The organism is Pseudomonas sp. AKS31, from assembly GCF_023634765.1.
In the GTDB taxonomy this organism is placed as follows: Bacteria; Pseudomonadota; Gammaproteobacteria; order Pseudomonadales; family Pseudomonadaceae; genus Aquipseudomonas.
In genome coordinates this window covers 183,951-196,610 of the sequence record NZ_JAMLFX010000002.1, presented here as the reverse complement: position 1 = coordinate 196,610, position 12,660 = coordinate 183,951, and the positions used below count along the sequence as shown (strand labels likewise).

The window sequence follows — 12,660 nt, the reverse complement described above, 5'->3', positions numbered from 1 at the left end:
GCTCGCTCCCACAGAGGAACCGCATTCCAATGTGGGAGCGAGCCTGGTCGCGAAGGCCGCGCCACGATGTACCGGCAAAATCAGCTCTGCTTGTAACCGCGCACCTCGTCCACGCCACGGTTAGCCAACTGGTCAGCCCGCTCGTTACCGTGATGCCCGATGTGCCCACGCACCCATTTCCAGGTGACTTTGTGGCGGTTGACCTGCTCGTCCAGTTCTTTCCACAGATCAGCGTTTTTCACCGGCTCCTTCGCTGCGGTTTTCCAGCCGCGCTTCTTCCAGTTGGCCATCCACTCGTTGATGCCCTTCATCACGTATTGCGAGTCGGTCACCAGCAGTACTTCACACGGCCGCTTCAAAGCTTCGAGGCCACGGATGGCGCCGAGCAGTTCCATGCGGTTGTTGGTGGTGTTGGCTTCGCCGCCCCACAGCTCCTTTTCGACGCCCTTGCACACCAGTAAGGCGCCCCAGCCGCCAGGGCCGGGGTTACCCTTGCAGGCACCGTCAGTAAACAGCTCTACGGTGTCGACGCTTTCAACGCTTTCGCTCATGCCACTCTATCCAGAAAAATGCCTGTCCTGCCGATCACGGACCGACAATGACCGAGGCCGGGACAGACCCGGCCACAAATAAAAGAAGGTTTACGGTTCGATGCGGCGGCGGTTGACCTTGGCCATCGGCAGCGGAATCAGCTTGCCCATCGGCTCGCGGCGCTCCTGACGCAACGGCCGCAGCCCGACCACGATCTTGCGCGCGACCAGTAAATAGAAGCCGCCACCCGACAGTTGCCAGTCACCGGCCTTGCGTTCCCAGCCGGCCAGACGGGCCTGCCACTTGGGTGACGCGAGCGGCGGACGATAGCACCCGAAGCGACGTTTCTCCAGCGCGAAACCCAGCAGATTGAGCCAGTCAGCGACCCGCGACGGCGAGATGCAGCGCGCCTGACGCAAGGCGTCGTGGGCGAACACATGCCGCAGACCCCAGGTACTCCAAGGGTTGATGCCGATGATCAGCAAATGCCCGCCGGGGCGCACGCTGCTCGCCGCTTCACGCAGCAAACCGTGGGGCGACAGGCAGAAATCCAGACCGTGCTGCATCACCACCACGTCGGCGGCATGCTCGCTCAGCGGCCAGGCCTGCTCCTCGCAGACGATCTCGACCCCGGGCAACGGCGCACCCAAGCGCACATTGCGCTGCACTTGCGGCGCTGCCGGCGGGGTTTCGGCGGAAGGCCCGTAATGCACCAGATAACCGCCGAAGAAACGGCCCAGCTCGTCTTCGAGCATGCGCCGCTCTTCATCGAGCAGAAATTGCCCGAGCGGACCGGACAGCCATTCTCGGGCTGCACCGATCAGGGCCAGCCAGTCAGGATCAGCCTGTGCGAACGCTTTATCACTCATCGCATTCTCCAAAGCGCCAGGAACTACTAAGATGCGCCAATGTTTTCCGCTTGGCGAATTCCGACGATGATACAGATCAGTGCCCTGCCCGCGTTCACCGATAACTACATCTGGTTGTTACAGGATCACCGCACCCAGCGCTGCGCCGTGGTCGACCCGGGCGACGCCGCGCCGGTGCAGGCATGGCTTGAAGCGCATCCGGGCTGGGCATTGAGCGATATCCTGATCACCCACCACCATCATGATCACGTCGGCGGCGTCGAGCGCCTGAAAGCGGCAACCGGCGCCACAGTTTACGGCCCGGCCAGCGAAAGCATCCCGGGACGCGACGTGGCGCTCAAGGACAACGACAGCGTCAGCGTGCTCGGCTGGGACTTCGCAGTCTACGCAGTGCCCGGTCACACCCTTGGACACATTGCCTATTACCACCACGGCCTGCTGTTCTGCGGTGACACCCTGTTCGCAGCCGGCTGCGGTCGACTGTTCGAAGGCACGCCGGAGCAGATGCACCATTCGCTCAGCCGTCTCGCCGCGTTACCCGAAGATACGCTGGTCTACTGCACCCATGAATACACCCTGAGCAATCTGAAGTTTGCCGCCGCCGTCGAGCCGGGCAACCCGGACATCGCCGCCCGTCTGGAAAAAGTCACCCGGCAACGGCAAAACGGCGTCATGACCCTGCCCTCGACCTTGGCCCTGGAAAAGCTCACCAATCCATTTTTGCGCACCACTGAAACATTGGTTACACAAAAAGTGGACGAACGGGCAGGCGCTCAAAACCGGGCGCCGAGTGAGGTATTTGCGGCCCTGCGGGCCTGGAAAGATAAGTTCTAAGTGCCCCGCCACTTGGTACAAAAATTCTGAATGGTTGACCTAGGGGGGTGCGCTTTCTAGAATCGCCCGACATTTTTGCCCGGAACTTACTTCCAGCCAATGTCGTCATCCATACGTAAGTCCGTCAATTCAGACGCATTGACCCGCCTGGCGCAAGCCATCGCGGTGGCTGTGTCCGCCACGCTGGCGGGCTGTTCCAGCCATGCTCCGCAGACTGAAGCGACCCATACGCCGAACATTGCTGCGCGAGCCAAGCAGAAGCCGATCTGGCTGACTGAAAAGCCCAGCCCACAGGTTCCCCAGGACATCTGGGAACGCATGCGTCAGGGCTTTCAGCTGCAGGAAGGTCTTGGCGTAAACCCGCGCATTGAGCAACAGCGCCTGTGGTTCGCCAGCAATCCCTCTTTCCTCGAGAACGCCGGCGAACGCGGCAGTCTCTATATTCACTACATCGTCGAACGCCTCGAAGAACGCAACATGCCGCTGGAACTGGCCCTGTTGCCAGTGATTGAAAGCGCCTACAACCCGATGGCCTATTCCCGGGCCGATGCAGTCGGGCTGTGGCAATTCATTCCGTCCACCGGGCGTTACTTCAACCTGCGTCAGACGCGCTTCTACGATGGCCGTCGCGACATCACCGCCTCGACCACGGCAGCGATGGATTACCTGACCCGCCTGCATGACATGTTCAACGGTGACTGGCTGCTGGCACTGGCGGCTTACAACGCTGGTGAAGGCACCGTCAGCCGTGCGATCGAGCGTAACGAAAAGCTCGGCCTGCCCACCGACTACTGGAACCTGCCGCTGCCGGCCGAAACCCAGGCTTACGTGCCGAAGCTGCTGGCGCTGTCGCAAGTGGTGCTGGCGCCGGAAGCCTACGGCGTGAACCTCAACCCGATCGCCAACGAACCGTACTTCCAGGTCGTCGAAATCAACCAGCGCATGGACCTGTCCAAAGTCGCAGCGGTTGCCAATATCGACGAAGACGAACTGTTCCAGCTCAACCCGGCGTTCAAGCAACGCACCACCATCGATGGCCCTCAGCATCTGCTGGTGCCGACGTCGAAGGCGCAATTGCTGACCGCCAGTTTGCAGACCATGCGTCCGGAAGAGTTGATCAGCCCGCGTTCGCTGAAACCAGTCTTCGAAGGCGCCGATCCGTCGGAAGTGGCGCAGCTCAAGCGTGCCTATCGAGTGAAGCGTGGCGACAACCTCGGCTCCATCGCCAAGGCCAACAAGGTCGAAGTCAAGGATCTGCAACGCTGGAACAAGCTGACCGGCAAGAACCTCAAGGTCGGCCAGACCCTGGTCATGCAGGACACCACCAAGCGCGCTCCGGCTCGCAAGTCCGGGCGCGTCAACACCGTGATTGCGGCCAACAGCAAGAGCAAAGGCAAGGACGACAGCGCGCAGCAAACCCAGTACAAGGTCAAACGCGGCGACACGCTGTACGTCGTGGCGAAGCGCTTCAACGTTGAGATGCAGCATCTCAAGCGCTGGAACCCGGGTGCGGGTAAAGCGTTGAAGCCGGGGCAGATGCTCACGGTTTATCAGCCGCACTGACAAAAGAGCCCCTGAGATTTCAGGGGCTTTTTTTGGTCCGGATTTTGTGGCGTGCTTTAGATCGATCCCCCTCACCCCAGCCCTCTCCCCCACGGGGGGCGAGGGGGAAAGGGAGCCGATCTCCGTGCTGTTGAAAATCCGAGTTCGACTCGGTATCGCAAGTCGGTGCAATTCGTCCAAACACCACGATCAGTCCCCTCTCCCTCCGGGAGAGGGTTAGGGTGAGGGGCTTTTCAAAACGTGAGTTCGACTCGACAGTTCAGGTCGGTGTAGCTCGCAAACACCGCAATCAGCCCCCTCTCCCTCCGGGAGAGGGTTAGGTGAGGGTCTTTTCAAAACGTGAGTTCGACTCGACAGTTCAGGTCGGTGTAGCTCTCGCAAACACCGCAATCAGTCCCCTCTCCCCCTGGGAGAGGGTTAGGGTGAGGGGCTCTTCGCGCAAACGATTAACCGCACATTAACCCGCATCTTTTTCCTGTCCAGACAAGCTGTTACTGTACGGCCCACAAAGCCCAAGCCGCTGGATCGGATCTGACTTGAAGCGTGCCCTCCTCCTGCTCCTGATCAGCCTGGCCTTGAGCTCAACCGCAAGCGCGACGATTACCGAAAGCCACGGTTATGCGCAGTTCGGCACGCTCAAGTACCCGGCCAGATTTACCCACTTCGACTGGGTCAACCCGCAAGCGCCCAAGGGCGGTACGTTGCGGGTGATGGCGTTCGGCACCTTCGATACGGTCAACCCGTACACGTTCAAGGGCACCAGCCCGGTCACCACAGCGAATTTTCTCCAGTACGGCATCAACGAGCTGAACGAGCCGCTGATGGTCGGCACCGGCCAGTATTCGCCGTCCGGTGACGAACCGGCGTCGAGCTATGGCTTGATCGCGCAGTCGGTGGAGTACAGCGAAGATCGCAGCTGGGTGGTGTTCAATCTGCGCCCGGAAGCGCGTTTCCACGATGGCACGCCGATCACCGCCTACGACGTCGCCTTCTCCTACCGCACGCTGCTCAAGGACGGCCACCCGCTGTACCGCACCGCCCTGCAGGAAGTGCTGCGCGTCGACATTCTCAACAAGCAACGCATTCGCTTCGTGCTCAAACGCTCGGGCAACCCGCTGCTGATCCTGCGCCTCGGCGAATTGCCAGTGCTGCCGCAGCATTACTGGAAGGGCCGCGACTTCAAGGCAACCACCTTCGAACCGCCACTGGGCAGCGGCCCGTATCGCATTACTTCGGTGACGCCGGGCCGGCAACTGATCTTCGAGCGGGTCAAGGATTACTGGGGCAAGGACCTGCCGGTCAATCGCGGCAAGTACAACTTCGATCGCATGGAAGTCGAGTTCTACCGTGACAGCGATGTGGCGTTCGAAGCGTTCAAGGCTGGCGAGTTCGACATTTACATCGAGCATCAGGCGAAGAACTGGGTCAACGGCTACAACTTCCCGGCGATACGCCGTGGCGACGTGATCAAGGCGCAGATCCCGCATCAGATCCCGACCCAGAGTCAGGGCCTGTTCATGAACACCCGCCGCGCCACGTTCGCCGACGTGAAAACCCGCGAAGCGCTGGGCCTGATGTTCGACTTCGAATGGACCAATCGCGCGCTGTTCAGCGATGCCTACAAACGCACGACCAGTTACTACCCCAACAGTGAATTCACCACCTCCGGCCTGCCGGTCGGGCATGAATGGCTGATGCTCAAGCCGTACAAGGAGCAACTGCCGGCCAAGCTGTTCACCGAGCCGTTCACCCTGCCGAAAACCGACGGTCGCGGCATCCCCCGGGAAACCATGCGCAAGGCATTGGCATTGCTCGCCGAAGCCGGCTGGAAGCTCAACGGTCAGCGCCTGCAAAACGCTGCCGGCCAACCGCTGCGGTTTGAGCTGCTGCTGGTCAATCCGAACCTGGAGCGCCTCTACCAGCCGTACATCGAGAACCTCAACAGCATCGGCATCGACGCGCGCCTGCGCACCGTGGATCGGGCGCAGTACAAACAGCGCCTTGATCAATTTGATTTCGACATGATCTCGATGACGCTCAACCAGACCCTCAGCCCAGGGCTTGAGCAGTGGCAGTACTTCCACTCCAGCCAGGTGAACGTCAAGGGCAGCAAGAATTACGCGGGTATCGCCAATCCGGTGGTCGATCACCTGCTCGAACAATTGCTTGCCGCGCGCACCCGCGACGAGCAGGTCGCCGCCGGCAAGGCGCTCGACCGCGTGCTGCTCTGGCAGCACTACAGCATTCCCAACTGGTACCTCAATTATCACCGTCTGGCCTACCGCAACCGGTTGGCCCACGTCACCACGCCGCCCTACACCCTGGGCCTGAGCGCATGGTGGCTGAAGTCTTCGGAGAAAGATCAATGAAACCGATCCGCGCCCTGCTCGTCCAGGCCAGCGGCTTGCTGTTCGCCGGGCTGGCCTTGGCCGCCCCGCAACACGCCGTGACCCTGTACAACGAGCCGCCGAAATACCCGGCCGATTTCAAGCATTTCGATTATGTGAACCCCGACGCGCCCAAGGGCGGCATTTTCCGTCAGGCCGGTTTCGGCGGCTTCGACAGCCTCAACCCGTTCATCAGCAAAGGCGTGCCGGCCGATGACGTCGGGCAGATCTACGACACCTTGACCAAACACAGCCTCGACGAACCGTTCACCGAATACGGCCTGATCGCCCGGCAGATCGAAAGAGCGCCGGACAACAGCTGGGTGCGTTTTTACCTGCGCCCTGAAGCACGCTTCCACGACGGCCATCCGGTGCGCGCCGAGGACGTGGTGTTCAGCTTCAATACGCTGACCAAAGAAGGTTCACCGCTGTTTCGCGGCTACTACAGCGACGTTTCTGAAGTGATCGCCGAAGATCCGCTGAAAGTGCTGTTCAAGTTCAAGCACACCAATAACCGCGAACTGCCGCTGATCCTCGGCCAGTTACCGGTGCTGCCCAAACACTGGTGGGCCGACCGCGATTTCACCAAGGGCAACCTGGAAATCCCGCTGGGCAGCGGCCCCTACAAGGTCGCCGAAGTGAAGGCCGGACGCTCGGTGCGTTACGAGCGGGTCAAGGATTACTGGGGCAAGGACCTGCCGGTCAACCGTGGTTTCTACAACTTCGACACGATGACCACCGATTACTACCGCGACAACACCGTCGCCCTCGAAGCGCTGAAGGCCGGGCAGTTCGATTACTGGCTGGAAATGACCGCGAAGAATTGGGCCAATGCCTACAACATCCCGGCGGTCACCGAAGGTCGCTTGATCAAGGAACAGATCGCCAACAGCAACCCAACCGGCATGCAGGGCTTCGTCTTCAATCTGCGCCGCCCGGTGTTTCAGGATGTGCGGGTGCGTCAGGCGCTCGGCCTGCTGTTCGATTTCGAATGGACCAACAAACAGCTGTTCAACAGTGCCTACTTCCGCACCCGCAGCTATTTCGAGAACTCGGAAATGGCCGCCACCGGCCTGCCTGATGCCGATCAGCGGGCGATCCTCGAGCCGTTTCGCAGCAAGCTGCCGGCGCAGGTGTTCAGCGAAGCGTTCGAGAATCCGAAGACCGACGCCAGTGGCATGATCCGCGCGCAGCAGCGCGAGGCTTATCAACTGCTGCAAGAGGCTGGCTGGAAGATCGTCGACGACAAAATGGTCGACGCCACGGGCAAACCGGTGGTGATCGAGTTCCTGCTCGCACAGACCGAGTTCGAACGTGTGCTGCTGCCGTTCAAGCGCAACCTCAGCGACCTTGGCATTGATCTGGTGATCCGCCGCGTCGACGTCTCGCAATACATCAACCGCGTGCGTTCGCGGGATTTCGACATGATGGTCGGCAGCTTCCCGCAGTCCAACTCGCCGGGTAACGAACAGCGCGAATTCTGGATGAGCGCCGCCGCCGACAAACCGAGCAGCCGCAACACCATCGGCCTGAAGGATCCGATCGTCGATCAACTGGTCGAGAACCTGATCAACGCCGACTCGCGTAAAAGCCTGGTGGCCCACGCCCGGGCGCTGGATCGCGTGCTGCAATGGGGTTACTACGTGATCCCTAACTGGCACATCAAGACCTGGCGCGTGGCGTACTGGAACCACATCGGTCACCCGAAAGTTTCGCCCAAGTACGACATCGGGATTAACACCTGGTGGGTCAAGCCCGATGCGAAACCGGCGATAGAAGTCGAAACCAAACTGCAAGCCGACCCTGTGGGCACGGAGTAATCAGATGCTGGCGTATATTTTTCGGCGACTGCTGCTGATCATCCCGACCCTGTTCGGCATTCTGCTGATCAACTTCGTGATCATCCAGGCCGCGCCCGGTGGCCCGGTGGAACAGATGATCGCCAAGCTCGAAGGCTTCGAAGGCGCCACCAGCCGCATTGCCGGCGGCGGGGCCGAGGTGTCGGTGGCCGGCTCGTCCTATCGCGGCGCGCAGGGTCTGGACCCGGCGCTGATCAAGGAAATCGAGCACATGTACGGGTTCGACAAATCGGCCCCGGAACGCCTGTGGATCATGGTCAAGAACTACGCGCAGCTGGATTTCGGCGACAGTTTCTTCCGCGATGCCAAGGTCATCGACCTGATCAAGGAAAAGATGCCGGTGTCGATCTCGCTGGGGCTGTGGAGCACGCTGATCATGTACCTGGTGTCGATCCCGCTGGGGATCGCCAAAGCCACGCGGCACGGCAGCCATTTCGACGTCTGGACCAGTTCGGCGATCATCGTCGGCTATGCGATCCCGGCGTTCCTGTTTGCGATCCTGCTGATTGTGGTGTTTGCCGGCGGCAGTTATCTCGACTGGTTCCCGCTAAGGGGCCTGACCTCAAACAACTTCGATGAACTGAGCTTCGGCGGCAAGATCCTCGATTACTTCTGGCACCTGGCGTTGCCGGTGACTGCATTGGTGATCGGCAACTTCGCGACCATGACCCTGCTGACCAAAAACAGCTTCCTCGACGAGATCAACAAGCAATACGTGGTCACCGCCAAGGCCAAAGGCCTGACGCGCCATCGTGTGTTGTATGGCCACGTGTTCCGCAACGCCATGCTGCTGGTGATTGCCGGGTTCCCGTCGGCGTTCATCGGCATCTTCTTCACCGGCTCACTGCTGGTGGAAGTGATCTTCTCCCTCGACGGCCTCGGTCTGATGAGTTTTGAAGCGGCGATCAACCGCGATTATCCGGTGGTGTTCGGCACCCTGTTCATCTTCACCCTGCTCGGGCTGGTGGTGAAACTGATCGGCGACCTGACCTACACCTTTGTCGATCCGCGCATCGACTTCGAAAGCCGGGAGCATTGAGATGAACCTGTCCCCTCTCAACCGCCGCCGCTTCGAACTGTTCAAGGCCAACAAACGCGGCTGGTGGTCGCTGTGGCTGTTTCTGGTGCTGTTCGGCCTGAGCCTCGGCGCCGAGCTGATCGCCAACGACAAGCCGCTGGTGGTGCATTACGACAACAATTGGTACTTCCCGGCGATCAAGCGTTACCCGGAAACCACCTTCGGCGGCGAATTCCCGCTGGAGGCCAACTACAAGAGCCCGTACATCCGCGAACTGCTCAAGGCCAAGGATGCGTGGGTGTTGTGGGCGCCGATTCCCTACAGCTACCAGAGCATCAACTACGACCTGAAAGTCCCGGCCCCGGCGCCCCCCTCGGCGGACAACCTGCTGGGCACCGACGATCAGGGCCGCGATGTGCTGGCGCGGGTGATCTACGGTTTCCGCATCTCGGTGCTGTTCGCACTGACGCTGACCGTGCTGAGTTCGATCATCGGCGTGATTGCCGGTGCGTTGCAGGGCTTCTATGGCGGCTGGGTCGATCTGGCCGGGCAGCGTTTTCTGGAGATCTGGTCAGGGCTGCCGGTGCTTTATCTGCTGATCATCCTCGCCAGTTTCGTCCAGCCGAATTTCTGGTGGCTGCTGGGGATCATGCTGCTGTTCTCGTGGATGAGCCTGGTCGACGTGGTGCGCGCCGAGTTCCTCCGTGGCCGCAACCTTGAGTACGTGCGCGCGGCGCGGGCGCTGGGCATGCAGAACGGTGCGATCATGTTCCGCCACATCCTGCCCAACGCCATGGTCTCGACCATGACCTTCATGCCGTTCATCCTCACCGGCGCCATCGGCACCCTCACCGCGCTGGACTTCCTCGGTTTCGGCTTGCCGGCCGGCAGTCCGTCGCTGGGTGAGCTGGTCGCCCAGGGCAAATCCAACCTGCAAGCGCCGTGGCTGGGCATGAGTGCCTTTGCCGTGCTGGCGTTGATGCTGAGTTTGCTGGTGTTTATCGGCGAGTCCGCTCGCGATGCCTTCGACCCGAGGAAGTGAAATGAATCAGGACAATCTGATCGAAGTGCGTGACCTCGCCGTCGAGTTCGGTTTCGGCGAGCGCGTGCACCGGGTCGTCGAAGGCGTGAGTTTCGACATCAAGCGCGGCGAAACCCTGGCGCTGGTGGGTGAATCCGGCTCCGGCAAATCGGTGACCGCGCACTCGATCCTGCGCCTGCTGCCCTACCCGATGGCCCGCCATCCGGCCGGCAGCATCAACTACGCCGGGCAAAACCTGCTGGGCCTGAGTGAAAAGACCATCCGTCACATTCGCGGCAACCGCATCGCGATGATCTTTCAGGAGCCGATGACGTCGCTGAATCCGCTGCATTCGATCGAGAAGCAGATCAACGAAGTCCTCGGCATCCACAAGGGTCTGACCGGCAAAGTCGCGACCAAGCGTACGCTGGAGCTGCTGGAGATGGTCGGCATCCCGGAACCGCACAAGCGCCTCAAGGCCCTGCCCCACGAACTTTCCGGCGGTCAGCGCCAACGGGTGATGATCGCCATGGCCCTGGCCAACGAGCCGGAATTGCTGATTGCCGACGAACCGACCACGGCTCTGGACGTGACCGTTCAGCTGAAAATCCTCGATTTGCTCAAGGAATTACAGGCCAGATTGGGCATGTCGCTGTTACTGATCAGTCACGATTTGAACCTGGTGCGAAGAATTGCGCATCGCGTATGTGTCATGCAGCGCGGTTGCATCGTCGAACAGGCATCGTGCGCAGAGCTGTTCCGTTCGCCGCAGCATCCGTACACTCGGGAATTGCTCGGCGCGGAGCCCAGCGGAGGCCCGGCGAGCAATAAAATCGGCGCGCCGCTGCTGGAAGTCGAGGACCTGAAAGTCTGGTTCCCGATCAAGAAAGGCCTGCTCAAGCGCACGGTGGATCACGTCAAGGCAGTGGACGGCATCAATTTCAGCCTGCCTCAGGGCCAGACCCTGGGGATCGTGGGGGAAAGCGGTTCCGGCAAATCCACGCTGGGTCTTGCGATTTTGCGGCTGATTGGCAGCAAAGGCGCGATCCGCTTTGAAGGCAAGCAGCTAGACTGCCTGACGCAGAACGAGGTTCGCCCGTTGCGTCGGGAGATGCAGGTGGTGTTTCAGGACCCGTTTGGCAGCCTGAGCCCGCGCATGTGCGTCAGCGACATCGTCGGCGAAGGCCTGCGGATTCACAAGATGGGTACCGCGGCCGAACAGGAAGCGGCAATTATTGCGGCATTGAAGGAGGTAGGTCTGGATCCGGAAACCCGGCACCGCTACCCCCACGAATTTTCCGGTGGGCAACGGCAGCGAATCGCCATTGCCCGGGCTTTGGTGCTGAAACCGGCGCTGATCCTGCTGGACGAGCCGACTTCGGCGCTCGACCGGACGGTGCAGCGGCAAGTGGTGGAGCTGTTGCGTTCACTGCAAGCCAAGTACAACCTGACGTATTTGTTCATCAGCCATGACCTGGCTGTCGTCAAAGCGCTGAGCCACCAGCTGATGGTGGTCAAGCATGGCCAAGTGGTCGAACAGGGAGACGCGCAAAGTATTTTTGCCGCCCCCCAACATCCGTATACACAGCAGTTGCTGGAAGCCGCTTTTTTGGCACCAGCCACTGCGCAATAACCTGAAAGAGGAGCAACACATGGGTTTTCTCGCCGGTAAGCGCGTACTGATCGTCGGTGTCGCCAGCAAGCTGTCCATCGCATCCGGCATCGCTGCCGCCATGCATCGCGAGGGCGCTGAGCTTGCCTTCACTTATCAGAACGACAAACTGAAAGGTCGTGTTGAAGAATTCGCTCAAGGCTGGGGTTCGAGCCCTGAGCTGTGCTTCCCGTGCGACGTGGCCAGCGATGAAGAAATCGCCAAGGTCTTCGAAGCACTGAGCAAGAAGTGGGACGGCCTGGACTGCATCGTCCACTCCGTTGGCTTCGCCCCGGGCGACCAACTGGACGGCGACTTCACCGAAGCCACCACCCGTGAAGGTTTCCGCATCGCGCACGACATCAGCGCCTACAGCTTCGTGGCCCTGGCCAAGGCTGGCCGCGAAATGATGAAAGGCCGCAACGGCAGCCTGCTGACCCTGTCGTACCTGGGCGCCGAGCGCACCATGCCGAACTACAACGTCATGGGCATGGCCAAGGCTTCGCTGGAAGCTGGCGTGCGTTACCTGGCCGGCTCCCTGGGCCCGGACGGCACCCGTGTCAACTGCGTATCGGCTGGCCCGATCCGTACCCTGGCAGCCTCCGGCATCAAGAACTTCCGCAAGATGCTGGCCGCCAACGAAGCGCAAACCCCGCTGCGTCGCAACGTCACCATCGAAGAAGTCGGCAACGCCGGCGCCTTCCTGTGCTCCGACCTGGCGTCGGGCATCAGCGGTGAAATCATGTACGTGGACGGCGGCTTCAACACCACCGCCATGGGCAACATCGAAGAGTGATCTTCGCCTAGCCGATAAAAAACCCGTCTTTTCAGACGGGTTTTTTATGCCTGCAAGAAATCGCTGCTGCACTACATATGTACCGCCAGCCCCACTGCCCTGCATTCGACAATCGGCGCTCACTGCCTATC

General features: G+C 60.7%; 10 protein-coding genes. 8 read left to right on the top strand and 2 right to left on the bottom strand.

Annotation, left to right across the window (positions count from 1 at the left end; translation table 11 throughout):
* Positions 1-80 precede the first annotated feature (80 nt).
* Both rnhA and M9827_RS07015 read right to left on the bottom strand, forming a co-directional pair.
* Positions 81-551 carry a ribonuclease HI gene (gene rnhA, locus M9827_RS07020; RefSeq protein WP_007910572.1) on the bottom strand — a complete coding sequence of 157 codons (471 nt, stop codon included), beginning with the start codon at positions 549-551 and terminating at the stop codon, positions 81-83.
* A gap of 90 nt (positions 552-641) precedes the next feature.
* Positions 642-1,400, bottom strand: a complete 759-nt coding sequence (locus M9827_RS07015; RefSeq protein ID WP_007910573.1) for a class I SAM-dependent methyltransferase — start codon at positions 1,398-1,400, stop codon at positions 642-644.
* A gap of 66 nt (positions 1,401-1,466) precedes the next feature.
* On the opposite strand from M9827_RS07015, the gene gloB reads away from it, so the two are divergent.
* From gloB to fabI, 8 genes are all read left to right on the top strand, one after another.
* On the top strand, positions 1,467-2,234 hold the full coding sequence (gloB, locus tag M9827_RS07010; protein WP_250604569.1) for a hydroxyacylglutathione hydrolase: 768 nt from the start codon (positions 1,467-1,469) through the stop codon (positions 2,232-2,234).
* A gap of 99 nt (positions 2,235-2,333) precedes the next feature.
* Positions 2,334-3,797: a transglycosylase SLT domain-containing protein gene (locus M9827_RS07005; protein ID WP_250604567.1), complete on the top strand. Its 1,464-nt coding sequence runs from the start codon at positions 2,334-2,336 to the stop codon at positions 3,795-3,797.
* A gap of 536 nt (positions 3,798-4,333) precedes the next feature.
* Positions 4,334-6,166, top strand: coding sequence for an extracellular solute-binding protein (locus tag M9827_RS07000; protein WP_250604565.1), 1,833 nt, complete (start codon positions 4,334-4,336; stop codon positions 6,164-6,166).
* Positions 6,163-8,004 carry an extracellular solute-binding protein gene (locus tag M9827_RS06995; RefSeq protein ID WP_250604563.1) on the top strand — a complete coding sequence of 614 codons (1,842 nt, stop codon included), beginning with the start codon at positions 6,163-6,165 and terminating at the stop codon, positions 8,002-8,004. Before M9827_RS07000 ends, M9827_RS06995 begins: the two co-directional genes overlap by 4 nt.
* Positions 8,005-8,008: 4 nt before the next feature.
* Positions 8,009-9,082 (top strand): microcin C ABC transporter permease YejB, encoded by a 1,074-nt coding sequence (locus tag M9827_RS06990; RefSeq protein WP_250604561.1) that lies wholly within the window; start codon positions 8,009-8,011, stop codon positions 9,080-9,082.
* 1 nt (position 9,083) lies between these two features.
* Positions 9,084-10,103: an ABC transporter permease gene (locus M9827_RS06985; RefSeq protein ID WP_093430714.1), complete on the top strand. Its 1,020-nt coding sequence runs from the start codon at positions 9,084-9,086 to the stop codon at positions 10,101-10,103.
* Between the two features lies 1 nt (position 10,104).
* A complete protein-coding gene (locus tag M9827_RS06980; protein ID WP_250604559.1) occupies positions 10,105-11,715 on the top strand; it encodes an ABC transporter ATP-binding protein in 1,611 nt (536 codons plus the stop codon).
* Between the two features lie 19 nt (positions 11,716-11,734).
* On the top strand, positions 11,735-12,529 hold the full coding sequence (gene fabI, locus M9827_RS06975) for an enoyl-ACP reductase FabI (protein WP_053119821.1): 795 nt from the start codon (positions 11,735-11,737) through the stop codon (positions 12,527-12,529).
* Positions 12,530-12,660: the final 131 nt, after the last annotated feature.

What these genes read in the sequence shown, in the direction of transcription:
- rnhA (WP_007910572.1), bottom strand. Translation starts at nt 551, where the DNA reads ATGAGCGAAAGCGTTGAAAGCGTCGACACCGTAGAGCTGTTTACTGAC.
- M9827_RS07015 (WP_007910573.1), bottom strand. Translation starts at nt 1,400, where the DNA reads ATGAGTGATAAAGCGTTCGCACAGGCTGATCCTGACTGGCTGGCCCTG.
- gloB (WP_250604569.1), top strand. Translation starts at nt 1,467, where the DNA reads ATGATACAGATCAGTGCCCTGCCCGCGTTCACCGATAACTACATCTGG.
- M9827_RS07005 (WP_250604567.1), top strand. Translation starts at nt 2,334, where the DNA reads ATGTCGTCATCCATACGTAAGTCCGTCAATTCAGACGCATTGACCCGC.
- M9827_RS06995 (WP_250604563.1), top strand. Translation starts at nt 6,163, where the DNA reads ATGAAACCGATCCGCGCCCTGCTCGTCCAGGCCAGCGGCTTGCTGTTC.
- M9827_RS06990 (WP_250604561.1), top strand. Translation starts at nt 8,009, where the DNA reads ATGCTGGCGTATATTTTTCGGCGACTGCTGCTGATCATCCCGACCCTG.
- M9827_RS06985 (WP_093430714.1), top strand. Translation starts at nt 9,084, where the DNA reads ATGAACCTGTCCCCTCTCAACCGCCGCCGCTTCGAACTGTTCAAGGCC.
- M9827_RS06980 (WP_250604559.1), top strand. Translation starts at nt 10,105, where the DNA reads ATGAATCAGGACAATCTGATCGAAGTGCGTGACCTCGCCGTCGAGTTC.
- fabI (WP_053119821.1), top strand. Translation starts at nt 11,735, where the DNA reads ATGGGTTTTCTCGCCGGTAAGCGCGTACTGATCGTCGGTGTCGCCAGC.